Source organism: Methanolobus sp. (assembly GCF_016278365.1).
Lineage (GTDB): Archaea > Halobacteriota > Methanosarcinia > Methanosarcinales > Methanosarcinaceae > Methanolobus.
This window is the reverse complement of the sequence record NZ_JADQBZ010000002.1, coordinates 114,033-133,504: the sequence shown is the minus strand read 5'-3', so window position 1 is coordinate 133,504 and position 19,472 is coordinate 114,033. Positions and strand designations below refer to the sequence as shown.

Annotated in this window: 22 protein-coding genes and 1 tRNA gene; 9 read left to right on the top strand and 14 right to left on the bottom strand. The window is 45.6% G+C overall.

The features are described from left to right. The 9 genes from QZZ22_RS00715 (at position 1) to QZZ22_RS00675 (ending at position 8,081) form a co-directional block, all read left to right on the top strand. The gene (locus tag QZZ22_RS00715; RefSeq protein WP_292461631.1) at positions 1-360 is read left to right on the top strand and encodes a hypothetical protein; all 360 of its coding nucleotides are present in this window, start codon (positions 1-3) and stop codon (positions 358-360) included. Continuing rightward, positions 357-623 carry a hypothetical protein gene (locus QZZ22_RS00710; protein ID WP_292461629.1) on the top strand — a complete coding sequence of 89 codons (267 nt, stop codon included), beginning with the start codon at positions 357-359 and terminating at the stop codon, positions 621-623. Before QZZ22_RS00715 ends, QZZ22_RS00710 begins: the two co-directional genes overlap by 4 nt. 2 nt (positions 624-625) lie before the next feature. Continuing rightward, positions 626-2,812: a phage tail tape measure protein gene (locus tag QZZ22_RS00705; protein ID WP_292461628.1), complete on the top strand. Its 2,187-nt coding sequence runs from the start codon at positions 626-628 to the stop codon at positions 2,810-2,812. Positions 2,813-2,814: 2 nt separating this feature from the next. Beyond that, positions 2,815-3,147 (top strand): hypothetical protein, encoded by a 333-nt coding sequence (locus tag QZZ22_RS00700; protein WP_292461626.1) that lies wholly within the window; start codon positions 2,815-2,817, stop codon positions 3,145-3,147. Beyond that, on the top strand, positions 3,144-4,595 hold the full coding sequence (locus tag QZZ22_RS00695; protein WP_292461624.1) for a hypothetical protein: 1,452 nt from the start codon (positions 3,144-3,146) through the stop codon (positions 4,593-4,595). Before QZZ22_RS00700 ends, QZZ22_RS00695 begins: the two co-directional genes overlap by 4 nt. 110 nt (positions 4,596-4,705) lie before the next feature. Beyond that, positions 4,706-5,239 (top strand): hypothetical protein, encoded by a 534-nt coding sequence (locus QZZ22_RS00690; RefSeq protein WP_292461622.1) that lies wholly within the window; start codon positions 4,706-4,708, stop codon positions 5,237-5,239. Between the two features lie 15 nt (positions 5,240-5,254). After that, positions 5,255-6,166, top strand: coding sequence for a hypothetical protein (locus tag QZZ22_RS00685; protein WP_292461620.1), 912 nt, complete (start codon positions 5,255-5,257; stop codon positions 6,164-6,166). Between the two features lie 16 nt (positions 6,167-6,182). Then, entirely contained in the window at positions 6,183-7,763 is a 1,581-nt protein-coding gene (locus QZZ22_RS00680; RefSeq protein ID WP_292461618.1) for a hypothetical protein, read from the top strand. An 87-nt stretch (positions 7,764-7,850) separates the two neighbouring features. After that, positions 7,851-8,081, top strand: a complete 231-nt coding sequence (locus QZZ22_RS00675; protein ID WP_292461616.1) for a DUF5654 family protein — start codon at positions 7,851-7,853, stop codon at positions 8,079-8,081. Between the two features lie 259 nt (positions 8,082-8,340). Here QZZ22_RS00675 and QZZ22_RS00670 read toward each other — a convergent pair whose 3' ends face one another. From QZZ22_RS00670 to QZZ22_RS00605, 14 genes are all read right to left on the bottom strand, one after another. After that, positions 8,341-9,261, bottom strand: a complete 921-nt coding sequence (locus QZZ22_RS00670; protein ID WP_292461614.1) for a hypothetical protein — start codon at positions 9,259-9,261, stop codon at positions 8,341-8,343. Between the two features lie 429 nt (positions 9,262-9,690). After that, on the bottom strand, positions 9,691-9,927 hold the full coding sequence (locus QZZ22_RS00665) for a DUF3006 domain-containing protein (RefSeq protein WP_292461612.1): 237 nt from the start codon (positions 9,925-9,927) through the stop codon (positions 9,691-9,693). An 11-nt stretch (positions 9,928-9,938) separates the two neighbouring features. Next, a complete protein-coding gene (locus tag QZZ22_RS00660; protein WP_292461610.1) occupies positions 9,939-10,895 on the bottom strand; it encodes a ComEC/Rec2 family competence protein in 957 nt (318 codons plus the stop codon). Positions 10,896-11,193: 298 nt separating this feature from the next. After that, entirely contained in the window at positions 11,194-12,387 is a 1,194-nt protein-coding gene (locus QZZ22_RS00655; RefSeq protein ID WP_292461608.1) for a tyrosine-type recombinase/integrase, read from the bottom strand. 78 nt (positions 12,388-12,465) lie between these two features. Continuing rightward, positions 12,466-12,581 (bottom strand) — tRNA-Ser (locus QZZ22_RS00650). A 59-nt stretch (positions 12,582-12,640) separates the two neighbouring features. After that, a complete protein-coding gene (locus QZZ22_RS00645; protein WP_292461607.1) occupies positions 12,641-13,882 on the bottom strand; it encodes a TIGR00375 family protein in 1,242 nt (413 codons plus the stop codon). A gap of 9 nt (positions 13,883-13,891) precedes the next feature. Next, positions 13,892-14,671 carry a proteasome assembly chaperone family protein gene (locus tag QZZ22_RS00640; RefSeq protein WP_292461605.1) on the bottom strand — a complete coding sequence of 260 codons (780 nt, stop codon included), beginning with the start codon at positions 14,669-14,671 and terminating at the stop codon, positions 13,892-13,894. Beyond that, on the bottom strand, positions 14,659-14,829 hold the full coding sequence (locus tag QZZ22_RS00635; protein WP_292461604.1) for an RNA-protein complex protein Nop10: 171 nt from the start codon (positions 14,827-14,829) through the stop codon (positions 14,659-14,661). The genes QZZ22_RS00640 and QZZ22_RS00635 overlap by 13 nt, the downstream gene beginning before the upstream one ends. A 7-nt stretch (positions 14,830-14,836) precedes the next feature. Then, positions 14,837-15,634 carry a translation initiation factor IF-2 subunit alpha gene (locus tag QZZ22_RS00630; protein ID WP_292461603.1) on the bottom strand — a complete coding sequence of 266 codons (798 nt, stop codon included), beginning with the start codon at positions 15,632-15,634 and terminating at the stop codon, positions 14,837-14,839. Positions 15,635-15,644: 10 nt separating this feature from the next. Continuing rightward, positions 15,645-15,821, bottom strand: coding sequence for a 30S ribosomal protein S27e (locus QZZ22_RS00625; protein WP_015053158.1), 177 nt, complete (start codon positions 15,819-15,821; stop codon positions 15,645-15,647). Between the two features lie 5 nt (positions 15,822-15,826). Next, positions 15,827-16,105, bottom strand: coding sequence for a 50S ribosomal protein L44e (locus tag QZZ22_RS00620; protein ID WP_292461602.1), 279 nt, complete (start codon positions 16,103-16,105; stop codon positions 15,827-15,829). Between the two features lie 25 nt (positions 16,106-16,130). After that, positions 16,131-16,865, bottom strand: coding sequence for a hypothetical protein (locus QZZ22_RS00615; protein WP_292461601.1), 735 nt, complete (start codon positions 16,863-16,865; stop codon positions 16,131-16,133). Next, positions 16,852-18,027 carry a DNA primase catalytic subunit PriS gene (priS, locus tag QZZ22_RS00610; RefSeq protein WP_292461600.1) on the bottom strand — a complete coding sequence of 392 codons (1,176 nt, stop codon included), beginning with the start codon at positions 18,025-18,027 and terminating at the stop codon, positions 16,852-16,854. Before priS ends, QZZ22_RS00615 begins: the two co-directional genes overlap by 14 nt. Positions 18,028-18,103: 76 nt before the next feature. Next, positions 18,104-19,363 (bottom strand): RNA-guided endonuclease TnpB family protein, encoded by a 1,260-nt coding sequence (locus tag QZZ22_RS00605; protein ID WP_292461599.1) that lies wholly within the window; start codon positions 19,361-19,363, stop codon positions 18,104-18,106. Between the last annotated feature and the right edge of the window lie 109 nt (positions 19,364-19,472).

Below are 19,472 nucleotides of genomic sequence, written 5' to 3'. Positions count from 1 at the left end.
ATGAGCTCTGATATCATGAAGGATTTCGATACCATCGTTCCTCCTAAACGGCTTGCTAGGGTCGCAGGTGAAGAGGTTGATGTTTCAGTGTTCTCAACAAGGGCAACCTTGAAACTCATCGATATGACCGATTCTCCGGAGAAGGTCCGAAGCCTTGAGGAAGGGAAGAACATCCAAGGCTTTGTCGAGGTCGTAGCAACCGCATGCCAGCGCTCAAACCCGAAGATAACCGCAGACTGGCTCATGGACAATGTGGACATGTTCACCCTTGTGGAGTTCTCAAAGTTCGTCCTGGAGCCGATCGTCCGGAAACTTGAGGAGATGAAACCTGCCGAGGATCCTGAAAAAAACTGTCAGTGACCATCGGGGACATTTTCTCCCAGATGGGGATCATGTACTCCTGGGCCACCCCGGAACATCTGCTGGACCGTATGTCGATGAACCAGGTCATGCTCTACTATGAGAAAGGGATTAAATCCATAGAACTGCAGGCAAAGATATTCTGGAGTGTTCTTGGAGAGGCTCTTGGAGGCCAGGAAAAGGCAAGTGAAGCAGGCAATAGTGACAGACCGGATCTGAATAAATTCTACGAACTTTACGGAAACAGGATAAAAAGAGAGTGAACATGGCTTCTGTTGGTGAGCTCATAGTCTCCATCATCGGGGATATCAGCCAGATAAAGAAGGCTTTTGAGGACGTGAGCTCACAGGCTAGCCAGATGGGAAAGAAGTTCCAGGAAGCAGGTAAACAAATGACCTCTGCCGGGAAAACGCTCTCCACCTACGTTACCGCTCCTGTCCTGGGACTTGGTGCCGTGGCGTTTCATACTGCTTCCTCTTTTGATGACTCCATGAGAAAGGTCAAGGCCATCTCCGGTGCAACAGGCGATGAATTCAAACAGATGACCGACTTAGCCCGGGAGCTTGGCCGAACTACACGTTTTTCTGCAAGTGAAGCTGCAGAAGGTATGCAGTACCTTGCAATGGCAGGATTCTCCACATCCGAGGTCATGGAGTCCATCGACGACATGCTCAATCTTGCTGCAGCTGGAGCCATCGACCTCGGAACTGCTGCCGATATCGCATCGAACGTGCTCACCGGTTTTAACCTGGAAGCAACTGAAGCCGGAAGAGTGGCAGATGTCCTGGCCAAAGCGTCTGCATCATCGAACACCGATATCATCCAGCTGGGAGAGGCAATGTCCTACGTTGCTCCTCTTGCAGCTGCCATGGGTATATCCATGGAAGAGACAGCTTCCATAATAGGCAAGATGTCAGATGCTGGTGTCCAGGGAAGCCGTGCAGGTACTGCATTAAGAGGTGCAATGACAAGGCTTGCAGATCCGACAGCCGAGGTTGCCAGGGTACTTGAGAAATACCAGCTCACACTTGCTGATATTGACCCCACCACGCAGTCTTTTACAGATATCATTGAGAGATTGAGTACAGTTGGTTTGTCCACAGCAGATGCAATGGCACTCTTTGGCCAGGAAGCAGGACCTGGTATGATCGCACTCCTATCTGCGGGTTCTGATGCTATACGTGAGCAGACGAAATTGCTGGAGAGCTCTGCAGGAGCTGCTGCCAGGATGGCCGAGGAGATGGAGGGTGGACCGGGTGGGGTCATGCGTGAACTGAAGTCCGCACTGGAAGGTGTAATGATAACCTTCGGAGACATTATTGCAGAAGGGTTCATGCCTCTTGTCAGGGCTTTCACGGATGTCCTCAATGTTGTGTCCGGGATACCCAAACCAATAATAGAGCTCATAGTGACAATTGCTGCTGTGGCTGCAGTGATTGGTCCTATCCTCATAATAGCAGGTTCTGCAATCGGGGCTATTGGAACACTGACAACTTTCCTAGGTGGCGCCGGGCTGGCCGGAGCACTGGGTAGCATAGTTGCAGTAATTACAGGGCCAGTGGGAATAGCAATTGCTGCTCTAGTATTGGGTGCATTTCTGATTTGGAAGAGCTGGGACAAAGTATCTCCCGTTGTAAGGGAAACTCTGGAGAACATTCGAACAGCAATTGAACCGCTCATTCCTCTCGTGAAAGATCTCGTATCCAATACCATGAACAAGATCAGTGATTGGTGGGCAGCAAACGGAGACACGATAGCATCTGCAGTATCTGTCATCATATCCATCCTCGGGACATTGATCTCATACATTGCAGACCATGTTGTAGATAATATTATGGTATGGCTGCCTCTGGTTCTGAGAACATTTGAATACGTCCTTGAACAGGTGCTCGATCTCATACTGCTGTTCTCTCAGGTCCTTACAGGTGACTGGGCAGGAGCCTGGCAGACCTTACAGAACATAGCCCAGAACAGCATGGGTTTCCTTTATTCTATCATATCTGATGCACTTGAGCCTATACTTTCAATATTCACATCTGCTAGCAGCAGTTTCTACCAGTCAGGGAAGGACCTGATACAGAACTTCATCAACGGCATCAAGGCAATGGTGAATCCTCTGACATCTACGGTCTCGAATGTATTCTCGGGTATCTCAAGATATCTACCTCATAGCCCCGCAAAGGTTGGACCGTTATCGGAGCTTCCAAACTGGGATGCATTCTTTGTGTCCCCTATTAAGAGGTCAGTTGGGAAGATGGATGCCATGCTGTCCTCGGGTCTGACCAGTGTAGCTGGAAACTTCTCCACAAGCACCAGTACCACCAATAACACATATGCAGGTGATGAGTTCGTTATTCAGAACGTCAACCTGTCTGCAGATTATCCTTTCGAGAAGTTTGTCAGGGACCTTGAACAGTACAATAGACAAAAACATGTTCGTAGGGGGTACTGAGAGTGGCAGTATCCTTTGATGGAGTAACACTATCTGTCATTAAAGAAGGGGAGATCGCAGTCGATGCACCTTTCAAGCAAACGACCCTGCTGTCAGGCAAAGTGTATATCCAGGCTTCGCCCGAGCAGAAGTTTGCCAGGACCTTCGAATGCTACACAGAGGATTTCACTGAGATATCCAACCTGCTCGGGAAGCTAGGCTCCTCCGGAACCCTTGTCATAGATTCAGAGTCGTTCACAAAATGCTACATTGCTCCGCCGGTTCGATATAAAGAGCTCATCAAGGGCAGTGGGAAGTACACATACAATATCAATTTTGTGAGGCATACTGCATGACAGGCCTAGATAATTATCCTCTTAGTTCTATCAGGATATCCAAGTCGATAAGTGACGCTTTCTGGCAGATGGAAGCAAGCATGTCGGATGTGGATATTCCTGCAAACTATACTGATGTGCCTGTGCAGCTGAAAGATAATGATGGTGTCGATAGAACTGTCTTTTATGGCGTTACTGCTCCCGACGAAGCTTACACGCTAAAGAACGCAGGGTCAATGGTCCAGATATTTGCTTATGACCACGGCTGGTTCCTGTCAAGACAGTTCGTTCCCGAGGAACTGCTGGTATTGCCTGCAGATGAGAGTGTGAACTGGTACATCGAGGAACTGCTGGGTGGTGTGAATTGGCAGATAATCAGCGGGATCGAGCCTTACAAGGTCAATACCCCACCTCCTGCAATACCTAAAAAGGAGTTCGTATTCAGGCCAGATAAGACAAAAATGGATGCTATCAGCGATATTGCAGAGTACTATAATTGCGTTTTTGAGGTCAAGTGGAATAATACAGGAACATCTCAGTCTCCTATCTGGATATCCAGAGCGTATTTCGTAAGGTCTAACCAGATCGATAATGTAACAGATGGTCTGGATCTTCCAACCCCTGCAATCCTCGAGCGGATAGACGGCGATACCATTGATATTGCTGTTGTAAACTCGTCAGAGGACAAATATAATCGTGTCTATGCTGTTGGGTGTAACCCTGCTGGCCAGTGGTTCAAAGGGATAGAAGAGAGTCCTAATGTGACCAATGGGACCGCTAAGGCCCGGGAGTACATGGAATATCCATCGCCCTATGTAAGCAGTCAGCAGTCAGCGGATGAGCGAGCCCAAGAACTCTATTCTTTGTTCAATTTCCCTATCAAGAGGATAACTGCAAACCTTACTCAAAGACATGATACTGAACTTTATCAGTTGGTCAAGTTCGATGGCTGGACAGAATACGAAAATGCCCTCTACACTGTTGGAATGACAGGAGAGAACTGGGTTCGGATAGTTGAGATCACTCACATCAAGGATGAGCATGGTTCCAGTGTGAACATCGTATGCGTTCCTGACAGGGACCTCAGCCAGAGCAGACTCAGATCTTACTCTGTCACTCCCAACGTTGTCGATGATACTGAAGCGGTTGTGTACGATGTGCTCACATCCATGCCAAGCTCGGAGATAGGTATTGCAGCAGCCCCTATTGTTGGTTCCTCAACAACCACTGTGGACCTTAACAGGGGAGGAACTGTCACTGCCAGGGTCCTTGGTCAAGGGGAAAGCATAGTTTTGCCAGTTGACAATGACAGGGTGATTGTTTCCGGAGGGGGAGGAGGCTGGACAAGCCCGGCTGAATCAGACTTAGATATGCAGAATTTCAAAGTCAAGAGCACCAGCGGAGCCCTACGCTTCGAGGTTTACGGCAACAATAAGATCATATTTTCAAGAGGAGAAACACCAGAATGACAGTAGGTAAGATAACAGGTAGCGGCCAGGGGATATTATACGTCCAGGTCAGACCGGAAACCGGTGAATTTCTAGAGACCAGGATCGATGGAATATTAGCCGGTCAGTTTTTGAGCTTGCCATACGGAGCCCGTTTCACCGCAGAACACTGGTTTGATAGATTGATCATAGCCCTGGACGATGGCGGAGGCAGGGACCTACCTGTTCGAATATACGATAGTCCGGACAAGACCAACCTGATCCAGGAAACTCTTTTCAAGCACGTAGGCCCAAGCCGGGCCCTGCACATGATATTCGAGCCTTTACCACCTGGCGAATATTTCTGGGAGCTTGATCCCGGAGGTCAGGTCACCGTGGCCCAGATCTACATCACCTCGACTTACAAGGGAACTTACGTAAACGGCAACCTGATGACAGGATATGACCTGCGGAGCAAGATAATGTACTGCAGCGACGAGCTACAAGAGCGAGCTGTGGCGGTCACAGGCGACCCGATAGATCAAGGAGGGACCCAGGTCAAGGAAGGCAGCAGCATAATGGCCGTCCAGGTCGGGACCGTAGAAAAGAACGTAGCCAGAGAGCTAGACGAGTTGAACAATGGCGGCCGGATCTTAACAGGGTCCTGGTACGTAGAAACAGCATAATTGGAGAGATAGAACATGGGATTTTCAAGCGGAGCAAAGACCCTGCCGGCATTAATCGAAGACATAGCAAACCAGATAATAGCCAGTTCAGCCAACTGGGTAGACGGGGACCCGTCGTGGACTACGGTCGGCACACTGAACAACAACGCCAGAAGGTGTCTGAGATTTACAGGCGACGCCCAGGACATCTGGATCGCATTAGAGTGCGTAAATTCAAATATTATAACCTTTGCAAGCAGTCGTAGAGGGAAGGGACTAAGGGTGACACTTTCGTCGTCCTGGGACTACGTGAACAATACCTATCCATCACAGGCATCCTCCGAATCGCAGACAATAATCCCGTTCCAAGCGAGGACCGGCGGCAACACCGTGGTTGCGGACATGGGAACACTTCTACTAACATACTTCCTCTGGACGGATGCTACCGGGTTTACAATAATGGCCGTCCCGGAACCGAACGCGACAGACAATGCCCAGGCATCATTTATTTGTACAGTGGAGCGTATGACAGCTAAGGAATACAGCGACGGCCTGACAAATTTTGTGTGCTACTGTCAGATGAACCACAACAGTATCCCGGACGGATGCGCCTCATATATGCGCGGATACATAAGGGCATTTGCTTTCATGTCTAACCAAAATGATTTTAAGCCATCTGGCATCCAGTTCTGGAAAGGTAAATGGTACGCATTTAAGAGCACGGGAAGCGGGAAGGTCTACTTTGTAAAGCCCCTCTACTGCAATGATGCTGCTGAATATATGCCGATAGGCCAGTCTGAACTATTCTTTCAATATTCGCCAGAATCCGGCTTGGTCGACGGGGACGTGATAGCCGTCCAGGGAGCAACAACGAAATACATCTGCAAGGCTATCCAGTCACCGAATAGCGCAAACACGTTATACTACGCCATAAAATACGTGGCATAAGGAGGCCAGAACACCCATGCCCAGTGAGCACGTCGGGGTTCCTTTAGAGATAGCAGGGAGGGGAAACCCGCAGCCCAACCAGCAGCTTGTTCGAACCCAGCCGGGCCACCACAACGTACACACAGGGTACGGGGAACAATTACACTGGGACGCGACTGGGAACAATACAGTTTACACCCGGTCCACCCAGCAGTTCACCCTGCAGATAGAGGAAACCGAGCCATCCTACGGGGCCGACATAGCAGTAGATGATGGTTTTCTGACATCGAGCCACAGCGTGGACGCGAACACGAAAACGATCCACCTGGCCCTTTCAGCCCTTACCACATATACAAGAATTGATGCCAACTATCAGAGCAAGTCTTTTATTTTTGACAGCTTCGGTTTTTATAAAATGACGTTCGATTTCAATATAAATCTTCATTCGAGCTATTTTATTTTAGAATTGATAGACGACACCGGAGTGGTTCGCTGGAGCAGGAACGGCTCCGCGATTGTCGCCAACCAGGTAGTGAACATTTTATCAACTTCCTGGAAATTCCGGGTCCGCTGCACCAACAACGTGACCACCGATATTTTATTTAACAACTGGGTCACCATTTTAAACATCCGGATGGAGCGGTACAAGAGCGAAGGCTACATCCAGCAGACCTGGTGGCACCATTATGATAATATGAACACCCTGGACCTGCTGCAGATCGGGCACGTTTCGGGTGTTGAGGGAGCCAGCCTGAAGGTTCGGCTGATGTTCAGCGACGATATGGAAACCTTCTCACCTTGGCTTGGCCCGAGCGATCCGGCTGACTTTTACACAGGCTACGGTGGCCGGATATTTACCGGAGGATACACGGGTAAATACTGGCGGGCTAGGGTTTACTTTTACAGCGATGGCAGGTATAGTCCTGTTTTGACCCACTTGACCTATACTATGTATCTGGATAATCCGACAAGGCTGTTGGAATACCCAGCGAACACTCCCCACCCAGTAGGCGTGCCAGTATTCCACAGACCACTTGTTTGGAGGTATGCTGATCATATCGAGAACAATACCCTGGCCTGGTCTAAGCGGTCCTTCACAAAGAGGCCAGACTTTTTAGGCATAAGCACTCCAGAACCAGTAAATGTCCCGGTAGCATTTAGGCCACTAACCTGGTTCTACGCAGATCACCTGGAGAATAACACCCTACCCCTTTCAAAGAGGTTATTTTTATTTGCACTATTCAGGCTGACCAGGAGCTGGGCGGAGAGCGTGGTGGGGGTCGTGATGAGTGGGCACGCGAAGGACCAGAATGGCAACGTGATCCTGGGAGCATACAAGATTATTATTGAGAGCAGCGACGTACCGGACAGGGACATAATGGGTCAGGTCGACCCGGAGACTGGCGTCTTCCAGGTATTCATCCAGCAGGCCATGTACGACCGTAGGTGGCTGCTCGTAGAATACGAGGGAAAGGCCGCAAACATAGCCTTAGCAGGTTATGGAACACCGGCTGTTCTGGATGGCACCAAAGGGCCGGTCGACAACCAGGATCTGCAGTTCTGGAAAGCTCCCCTCTGCACAACCGTGGCTCACGTGGATTCACTGGTTACGTATTGAAACTAAAAAAGTTGAAAAACTAGATAATCTTTAAATGTATATAGGTATCATTATATGTAAGTTCTGAAACTAAAAGGAGGAATTTTATTGAACCAAGAAGTGATTGAGAAGTTGGCTGCACTCATAACTGCAGCATTCGGACTGATAGCTGCACTTGCATGGAATGATGCCATAAAGTCATTATTTGCAGAGGGTGGACCACTATATTTCCTTGCTTCCTCAGGCATCTGGGCATATGCAATCTTTGTAACCATCCTAGCAGTTATAATGACCATCTGGATAGGAAAACTTGCAGAAAAGTCAAAAAAGAACGCTTAAAATGTAAATATTGGAACAAACTTGTTTTTTATTAGAGATATGTTTTGGAAGAGCCCTGTCTGCACGACAGTGGCTCATATTGATTCACTGGTTACTTATTGACACAAGAACCAAAATCTAGGATTTCTATAGAGCCGATCCATGAACTCCATTTTAACGAAGTGCTGAATTTTACAAAAGTAAGCCCGGCTACGAATGCCGGGCAGACGCACTTCATTGCCTACTATTCAGTTTATTCATTTCTACTACTGCTCCTTTATTACTTCTTTTCTCTTGCATAGGCCACAAGAGCATCCTTTATGCCCCACTTGAATGCTACTACAATTGCAATACCCCATGCAAGCGGATTGAGAAGTATGTAGAATATGCTTGTGTCGATGAGCATTGCGTCAAGGGCAAGCAGTATCACTACAAGCGCAAGGAAGCCCCTTAGTGCAGGAACCCATATTTCACTGCCTTCAACACTCATGTTCTTCATGAAGCTGCCGATATAATCTGCAAACAGGTCAATGGCAAGAAGACCTATGACCAGTATCAGAATACCGGCAAACAGGTTTGGCAGATACGCTATCATGGCTGCGACAATGTCTGCAATGAGTATCATGTTAAGGATATCCAGTGCAGCCAGTATGAAGACCAGGTAACCAAAGACCTTCACAATTCCGGCTATAAGCCCAGAAAAGGTAATCCCACTGGTCCTCATCCCACTGCCAATGGATGTTCTTTCCAGGCGTTCATCAATGCCTGTGGCGATAAGGACATTCTTTATAAGACCTGCAAGGAAATCAACAAGGAGTAGACCTATTATCAACACTGCCAGTGCTGAGAGTATCAAGGGGATGTATAGAATTATGCTTGTCATAAAGGCTGCAACGATCTGTATTTGTAAAAGGTCTATAATAATGACTGCAAAGACTAGATATACAAACCATCTTATCACTGCATCAAACAGTTCCACAACAGTGAATTCTGTCCTCTCTATCATTCTTCCAATAGATGTTCTGTTTATAAGGTCATCCAATCCCACCTTATCGAGGATCTTTGATCCAATCTTTCCCAAAGCCCTTCCTGCTATCCAGCCAATTATCAGAAGAAGGATTACTGCTATCAGTATTGGGATAAAAGCGACCAATACGGTTATCATACCGTATAAACTATCCATAATAGCTGTTTGTACCATCTTATGCACTCCATTTTAACACACTTGTCTAAACACATAAAATTCAATGTGTTGAAATTACAAATCAAGATGCCTAAAAATAAAGACATCAACTCTCACTACCAAATATAACTTAGTTACTAATCTTACTTAGCCTTATGGTATATGTGCCATAGAAAAAGTTGATGATTAAATAATAAAATGCTTTTTTAGTTGTTGGCTAAATGATTCTATGGAAACCTATCACAACCAGTATCAACAGACGTGAATATGCAATGACTGTCATCACTCTGAAGTACATTACAAATTATTAATAACTTCCATTCTTGCGTGGAAAGCAAGGATTTCTACAGAGCCGAAATTTCAGCACTCTTTGAATGACGAATGAATTTTGTTCAAGGCTTTTAAGAAAAAATGCTGACTACTAAAAATGAAAGTTCTGGAGATATTTCACCCATCTTGATGTTTATTTTTCAGTTTCTCTAGCAGTGAAGATACTCTCTTCTTTGCATCGTCCGTACCCTCTACATCTTTCAGAATGCTAACATCTAGAATATCTCCTTCTTTTGAGCCAACTGGGAGAAGGGATAAAGGAATATCCAGTTTTATGGTTTCTTCATCCCTGACATGAAGCACTGCAATATTTTCTTCCACCCTGTCCAGCGATGCCTTGAAACTGCTCTTCATCATAACTTCTCCTATGCTTCTGCCATCAATTCAAAGGCTATAGATATTGATGGAAATACCAATCCCTTGTTCTGAGTTTCCACAGTGTATTCTTTCCCATCAGTTTTAACGACAATGTCACCATCAAGATCTGTCCTATACACCTCATATCCAAAGAGGTTGAGCCTGTCAATGATCTCTTGATGTGGGTGTCCATAGCGGTTATTTGCACCAACCATAATTATGCAGATATTTGGATCGACCTTCTGCAGGAAGTCAGAACTGGTTGATGACCTGCTACCATGATGAGCAACCTTGAGAATGTCACTGTTAATGTCGTATCCTGCAGCAATCATTTTGTCCTCCGCGTGTGTTTCCGCATCTCCTGTGAATAGGAAAGAAACATCACCATAGGTCAGCTTGATGACAACGGAATCATCGTTGAGGTCACCTGTGAGCTCTGCAGGGTTGAGTATAGTGATGGTGGTGGATGGGTCAAGGCCTATGGTCTGACCCGCTTCTGCAAGACTGAAAGGTATATCTTTCTCGTCGATAGCTATCAGCATGTTCTCATAGGTCTTGGTAGTATGAGGGTTTCCGCTGTCAATAAACCGCTTGACATTGAAGTTGTTCAAAACGGTCACCATTCCGCCTATATGGTCAGCATGTGCATGTGTAGCCACCACTACATCCAACTCAGTGACACTATTGTTTTTAAGGTAAGATACCACAGTGTTTCCTGCCCTGTTATCTCCGGCATCGATAAGCATGTTCTTATCGTTAATCTGGATGAGGATAGAATCGCCCTGGCCAACATCAATGAAATGTACTGTTAGGATACTCTGGTTGATGGTAGGCAGTGTTGGTTCAGGCAAAGATGGTTGTGAACCAGCTGAAGGATCATTTGTAGTGGAGTCTGGAATATCTGAGTGTAAATCGCTTTCAATATGATCGTTATTAACAGGTTCTGTTGATACACAACCTGACACAGCGACTATTATCAATGCAAGTATGAGTATTTCTTTTGTTTTTATTGTATCATCCCCTTGAAACCATGTCTCTTATATCTTGTTTACGATATAAATGTAGCATGGAGATATGAACATAAAGCCATTAATTATTCATGTGAGATGCCAACTCTATTTAGGAAACTTTAAATAATTATATGACTGTCATGTGAAGCGTGGCGCAGCATGACCAAATAAATTCAAAAAATACCAACCAACCTTTTATTTCTCAGTGCTGCGCTGCTCTTGATTTCGTATGCTACCAGTTATTGGTCAGATGTTAACCATGATCACATTTAGATAACGCTTCTTTCAATTTATTTAAATAACTCTGTAATTCCTGAGCATCCTTTGGATTCTGTGCACCAATCTCAAGAAGCAACTGCATACCAAGTTGTTGCATGTTATCACTGTTTGTTGCTGCAACTGCATTAAGAGCCATTCCACAACTGCAACAGAAATCTGAAGTTGGGCCGTTCATGGTCTTACACCTTAAACATTTCCTTGGGATGAGCTCTGATGCTCTTTCTTTTTTCTCCTTCAGCCCATAGTGCTCAAGTATTGTATTGTCTACCTGCCCTCCCTGAAGGTGAAGATATGTTGCAGACATCCTGGTCCCATGTTTCCAGCCCATATGCATCTCAAGCTGTGCCTGTGACATGAAACCTGCATAATCTGTGGCTCTAGAATGCCGGAATAGATGATTATAAACTCTTTTTTTAATGCCTGCTTTCTTTGCTGTCACTTTTATTACTTTTCGAATAGCTCCATACTTCATTTCCTTTCCAAAATTTCGGTGGCCGATATTCACCCAGAGTTGAGCATCAGGATTTTCTCTTAGCGGATGGATGTCCAGCCATTTGGCAATATATGGTGCACTGAAAACAAGTCTTACTCTTCGCATTCCCGTTTTCCCTTTTACCATTACAAATGCACCAATATCATCGAAAACAACATGCTTTATTTTGACTTCTCCAATTTCACCTACGCGAGCTCCTGCATCATACCAAGATGCTACGATTGCTTTGTCTCGGGGGTGGTCGGCATAGTCAATCATTTTCATGCACTCTTCTTCTAAAAGAAGCTCTTCTGGAAGCATCTGATCCGACTGTTTTATAGGAGTCTTGATCCACTCGGTCATCTCTGTTTCCTTCCCTCCATTAAGCCAACGGAAGAAACGTTTTATTGTGACCTTATACCCCTGTTTAGTCCATGGTTTCTTGTCAGATCTCTCCAGTTCAGCCAGAAAACGGTACATATCGGTCATCGTGACTTGGTCAAAATCCTTGCCGAACTTTCCGCTGAGGATGTTCAATTGGCTCAGATATTTGAGGATCCTTGCATCCGATAGGCCTTCTGCATACAATACATTCACAAAAGCAAAAATAGTGTCCTTGTTTTTTTGTGAATATGCCGCTTCGACTATCCTTTTTTCAGCAGCTTCAATATCCTTTTTGTAGTCATACAGTCCCATATCCAATACTTCCTTTTCCCCCTATATATCTTGAAAATAAGTAGGGTGAAAGTGTTGGGCGTTTAACTGTGAAACTGACGCCGAGGTTGGGATTTGAACCCAAGCACTCTTTCCAGAGAAACCGGTCTCGAGCCGGTCGCGTTTGGACTCCGGGACTGTTTTGCCGTCGGATTAGTCCGCTCTGCCACCTCGGCACGCAGTGTTGGAAGGCTGTTATATCTTATATAGGTATCGAGCTTTTACAAGTGCAAAATTAGAAATCAAACAGGGAGCTCTGGCTCTTTTTATTACTTTTGCCATCATCTTCTTTTCCTGCTGCCTTGCCTGCTCCGATATCGGGAGGTAGTTCAATATGCCCATACTGTCCACCGCCTCCCGGATGGAGAATAACCTTTTCTTCCCTGAAAGCAATTATTGCATCAACGATTCTCTTATCTACAAAGTCCATGTTTTGAGGCTGTACATGGAGAAGTATCTCCAGTTCGTCTGTGAACCTGTCAAGAAGTGCGTTCCATGCATCCTGTACTCCTTTAGTGTTGATGCTTGCATGTCCCAGAGCCATCATTATAATTTCAGAGAGGGGCATCAGGTGCACGTAGGGAGGCCGATGGTCAGGATGAACGGGTTGCGGAAGGTCTGCAAGCTCGTTGACTCTGTCATATACACCTTTCTTGATACGTCCTCCGCAAACACTGCACTTCCATTTGCTTGAAACACTTTCTTCAAGGGAGTAGTGAGTGAAGCATTTAATGCAGGCTGATTCGTTGTACTTTCCTTCCTGAGGGTAGAACCCTACGTTCATTATGACTCGGTAATTGTTCTCCCTGTGGATGGCTTTTCTCAATCCTTCAAAAGATGTGTCCGGCACTTCTATTCTGTTGAACTCTCTTGCAAGTTTGTTGGAAGTCGGGGAGTGTGCATCGGAATTTGTAAGGAAGGTCAGTCTGTGGAGCTCGCTTATACGGTCCGCATAATCACTGTCTGCGCTCAGGCCAAGTTCCAGGAATGATATATAATCAGTCATGTCTCCATAACAGCTTTTCAGGGAATCGTGGTAGGCATACATGGCAGTCCAGGGAGTAAAGGCGTGACACGGTCCGATCAGGGCACCAATATCCCTGGCTATCTCAGCGATCTCTGTTCCGTTAAGGCGTACAGTAGGGCGTCCATCAGAAGAAAGGTTGCCGTGCCTGGCCATCGTTTCTGCAAGCTCTTCGGCCTTGGATATAGAAGGAAGTATCAAAAGATGATGGACACGATGATTGTCCTCTATCTCTGTGGTTAGTGTAAAAGTAGTTTTGCCAAGAATGATGTTCTCATCATTGACAGAAGCTTCCCTGATCTCTTTCATCCATTGGGGATGTATGCAATCCCCGGTTGCGACCAGATCTATGCCCTTTTTTGCAGCCTCTTGTGCGATCGTCGGAAGGTCCATTTTGCCTGAACAGGCCATTGAGTACTTAGAATGCAGATGGAGGTCTGCGTTGATGATCATCAGACACCTTCAACCGATGTATCGCAGGTCCTCGTCCCTTATACTGGCTTGTGGTATGGTCGGCTGCTGTTGTTGCTGCTCAACTTCTTTAAGCCGTGCAACAATTTTTTCCATTTCTTTTGCCCGTTCTTCAAGAGGGCCTTCATCTATCTCGATGTTAAATAGCTTGCATATTACCCGCAGAAGTGATTGTGCACTCTTGGGGTCTACAAGATACCCGGAAGTAAGTCCCATCAGGCAAGCTGCATCCATCTTCCTGAACTTGCTCAATCCCAGAAGCAGGCCGGAAGCACCTATGATCCCTCCGCCGGGTTCGTTCTCTCTGAACACTACTCCTGATTTTTGCAGCTCTTCTTTGAGGTCCGGATTATTAACTGCTCCGAGAACCTCCTCCGAATATGTCAATTGTCCTGTAGGGAAGCCTCCAAGCGTATAAATTCTTTTAACCCCTAGCTCTTCTGCAATGTCAAGGTAGAGATCGCAAAGCTGGTAGTGACCCTGGGCTGTGGTACTCTGATGATCACCTACTAAAATAAGGATGTCCGACTCGTCCGTATTACAAATGTACATCTCATTATTGACCATGTGCGTTTCGCTGTTCTCGTCAACAAGAACCTGCGGAGGAAAATGGTGTGAGTATATCTCGATCACTTTCTCGGCATTAAGCTCTTCAATAAGGTGCTCAGCAACGAGTTTCCCCACATGACCCACTCCGGGAAGGCCCACAAGGAATATTGGTTCTCTCAGTTGAAGTTCATCCTTCAGTCGAATTACTTTTATTTCCTGCATAACTCATCCTTCCTTGCCAATCGGCGGTATTTTCCGTATGGGTCCTTTGGAGAGAATTTTGCAGGACTGGGATCCACAGCGATTGATCCACATGCAGGACACTTTTCTTGGAGAGTGTACCTTTCGCAGCTCTTACACTTGTAGATCTTCAGTCCCAAAAGAACATCACGCCTTTACGGTATCGTTATGCCTGTGGAATTCTCCCTTCCCACCAAGCTCTTCGATGGTAGTGACAGCCATTGTAGCAGCTCTCTTCAATACTGCCTCAGCTTTCTTATAGTCGGGAGCGATCACTTTGATGCGGTATCTGGGTGCGCCTGTATAGGTGATGTCCAGCCTCACGTTCTCTTCCTCAATGCCGTTAGCCGCCATGAGGGCTTCCTTTATGATGTCTATTCCTTCAGGAAGGATAGATGTCAGGTCAACATATCCTGCAATATCGACATAAGGCAGTTTTATGTTGTTCTGGGCTATCTGGACTATACTGGTAACCAGCTTTTTCTTTAGCTTGATCTCGTCGAACGCGTTGGCCCCGATCATCGCAGCTTCTTCAAAAGCGGAGTACAGGGTGCCGAAATGTTCTGTCAGCTTCTGGGAAGCCTTCTGCATCTCATCTTCACTAGTACCCGTTTCCTCTGCCACGAACTGAAGCCACTTGGTGGCTTTCTGCTCGCTCTTCCATTCCTGGATCTTTGCACGCTTCTGATGATCGTTAACATCTTTAAGGGAAAGATCGATGTGACGGCGGGTAGGGTCCACATTGAGAACCTTGCAGACTATCTTTTGTCCTTCTCTCACATGGTCCCGCACGTACTTGACCCATCCGGCCTTGATTTCGGAGATGTGGATGAAACCTTCTTTCCCATCATACTCTTCAAGTGTCGTATACGCACCGAAGTCGGTTACATCCTTCACGGTACAGACAACGAAATCTCCGATCTCTGGCCAATTGTTCTGTTCCATATGGACTCCTTTATTCAAGGACTTCAAGGATATGTGTTGTTATCGTGGATTTGCCGCCGGTGGGCTCTGCAAGTGTCCTTCCGCAAACAAGACATGTTACCTTGCGGCTTGCACTGCCGAAGATGACCTGCTCGTTCTCGCAGTCGTTGCACTTTACACGTAAGAATCTGCTCTTGGGTTTGTTCATTTAAATCACTCCGCGAATTCGAACTTCTTTGCTCTGAAACATGGTCTCTGGTGGGACTTGTTGCACTCTGTGCACTTGTACTTGAGCCATATCCTCTTGGTGGGTTTGTCTCCTCCAGGGACCTTTGAGAATTTACCGGTGTTACCGATTCCTGTCTGGCGTTTCTTCTGCCTTGCAATATGTGTCAAAGACGATGCTTTTCCCTTCTTCACTCTTTCCACAACTATCTCAGTGTGTTTCTTGCATGAAGGGCAATATGTTCTGAATCTCTTCGGGATCTTCATTATCTACACCTTAAATAAGTTTAAATCAATTATCTGCGATCACTTGTGCCACGTTGCGTTTGACGAGTCCCTTTGCGTTAAGGGCAGGCAAAGCAACAACGTCTTCTGCACACAATGTATAATTGCGATTATCCATAGCCTTGAAAGTAGGCACGTTTTCCAGTATTCGCACAACAACGAATTCCTTATTTATATTACTTTTGGCTATTTCTCCCTTCTCTTCAGTTTCCGGAATAATACCTGTGGTAGCAATTTCTGTCACGGGGATAAGTTCCGGGGATGCACCTGCACTCTTTTGAGTATTTGCCTCCCTATTCTCCCTGTTTCTCGTACTCACTATAGGGATATGTTCTTTTCCCTTCTCCCCTGTGGAAGATATGTGGGGGTTGATCACAGGCTCGAGCATTTCCCTGCGTGCAGTGTTAATGGCTGAAAGGACAGCTTCGTATACTACTTTCTCCTGTGGGAGCAGTTTACCTATGTCCTGTATGGTCGATTTACTGGAAAAGGAATTAGTTGTGGCACTGCCGATGATCTTCTTGATGCGACGCATGAAAATAAGTTCGACTGAGGTAGTGGCATTCTGTAGCTCGTCTTCCAAAATCTTTGCCTCTACCGATCGTGGATTTTTAAGCTGGGCTATCTCCTCTTCCAGTTCTGTTATGTATTCTTCCACCTTGTGGTAGAAGTCCGCATTTATGGATTTAAGTGAAGAGCTCCTCTCTTCTCTCAGGGTATCAGTAAGTTCAGTGCGATCCATACTCCGCCACACCTCTGCATATCAGGTACACTGCCGCATACTCCGGGACTTCCTGCAAGCCTTCCTCGACCATGAGGTCCTTTCCTTTCATCTGCACAGCAAAAGGCTTGATTGCTTTTATCTTTACCGATTTATCCCCAAATACAATGGCATCGTTCAGGGGTTCGAACTTCTCCAGTTCATCTATCTTAAGAGCTGTGACCTTCATTCCCGATTTTCCGTGAAGGGAACCCGGCAGGCGTATCAAGCGCTTTATATCTGCAGTGACCGGCTCGTCAACACATGCCGCCATCTGGCTAATGCCATAACGGACAATTGTTTCAAGGACACCCTTTCTGATGTTTCTCAGTGAGTCAATGTTCCCTTTTTTCAGAGCTGCGACTTTGTATTCGTCCTTAAATACATCTATTAGATTGCTTGCAGATTTCTCTCCAATGCCCTTAAACCCTGTGAGTATCTCCATAGCGTTCTCACTTTTTGCCAGGGAAGACAGGTACGATATGAGATACCTGTTTATCCTGCTGCTCCACCCGCCATCGTCCTCTGAAACGAACATTGACATTTTTGCTGACTCTGTACCCGCATCCCCGGATATCTCCTTCGTAGTAAAGATACGTTCGAGGTCAAGACCTTTCGAACTAACATAGTCCACTATTTCCCTTCTTTCAGGGCTTTCCAGTGAGAGCACTGACGGGTCACTGATATGGAAGTGATATCCTCTGCCGCCTGAGAAAACCGCATGGACCGCACTCTCTTCAAAACCAAAATCATTGATAAGGAAGTCCAGCAGTTTCAACGTTTCCTTTTTCCCTTTCTCAAGCATGTCGCCGTAGGAATTGATCTTGCCCGGAAGGTGGTCTGAATCTATGTCAAATATCAGGTCCGCTTTCAGCCAGTTCTTTTCTTTCATCTTGGGGGCGCCGGGATATTCGTAGTAGGCCACGGAGTAATATGCATGGGCAGGAGCTATTCCCCTGAGATAATCGTAGAGCTCCCCTTGCGATCCGAAATCCCTGTGTCTTTTCATGAATACATCGTCGGCGCTGCCAAACTCAAGAAATCCCCATTCCCTTGAGGTGAACTCCGGCGGCAGTGTGAGCTGTGCCGTTGAATAGTACTCCTGGAATTTCGATACAATAAAAGCCCGTGTTTTCTCATCCATATGTGCAGGTTTCTCCGGAAGTCTTACATTTTTTTGCTAGTCTCAATTGATTTAATCCGTCGTGAACTACCTCCCGTTAAAAAGGGAGGCTTCCTACTTCGTTCTTCTGACTTCTTTCAGTAAGTCCATAGGCTCTTCCCGCAGTTCCTGCGGTGTTTAAGTTATTCAATGCGATTTTCTTAATGTTGATGCTTGCATTTTTGTCTCGATCATGCAATGTTTTGCAGGAAGGACATTCCCATTCCCGGATATAAATACTTAATTCCTTAAACTTGTATCCGCAAACATTACACAACTTTGATGATGCATCGAACCTGCCAATCTTCAGGATGGTTTTACCGAACCATTCTGCTTTATAGGTTAACTTGTTAATGAATCCAGACCAACATACATCACTGATACTTTGAGCTAAACAGTGATTTCTTATCATTCCTTTTACATTCAGATCTTCAATAGCAAGAGCTTGGTTTTCGCAAATAATCATTGCTGAGACCTTATGCTGGAAATCATTTCTCTGGTTGGCTATTAACTGATGATGTTTTGCAAGTCTGGCAACAGCTTTTTTCCTGTTCTTCGAACCTTTTTGTTTTCTGGATACATTCCTCTGTAATTTGACGAGTTTCTTCAATGACCTTTTCAGGAACTTAGGATTTTCAATTACTTCTCCAGTTGAAAGAGTAGCAAAGGATTTGATTCCTACATCAATTCCAACGGTTGTTTCCTCCGTAAAAGGTTCAGGTTCAGGATAAGGTGCGTGGTCTTCAATCAGAATACTGACATGATACCTTCCAGCTGATGTCCTGGAAACAGTTAACGTCTTGAGAACCTTGAATACCTTGTTTAATTTCTGATCAAGGATAATATCACCATTAACCTCTTTGGTTACAAGGTTATTCCCGATGAATTCCTTGCTCAGAAAATCACGATGAATAACGATCTTCATCCAGCCAATCTTTGGAAGATATATCTGGGAAGTTGTCAGGTTGATCTGGTAATTTTGAGGAACCTGAAATGAAAAATGATTGCTTTTCTTACTTTTTCTGGTTGGATAGGAACCATTTCCTTCAAAGAAATTCTTGAAGCCGGTCAACAAATTCCGGTTGGCTTGCTGTAATGATTGAGAATTGATATCATTCAACCATTGAAAATGTTCCTTGAGAGTTGTCAGGTTGTTATTCAAATCAACTTCAGTTAAACTGGTCCCGAAATTCTTATACATAAGGTTCTTGATGAACAAAGAACGGTTGTAAACGAATCGAACCGCACCAAAATGCTGCTCTAACAAAGTTCTTTGTTCCTTGTCAGGATAGATTCGATATACATTGCCTTTTTTCATCAGAAATCACTTGGTTGAGAACTAATTACTTGGTAATATTATACGGTTACATGAGATATATGCTTTTTTTGTTTTGGGCCGCAATTAATCCACCTGTTCCATTTCGGAG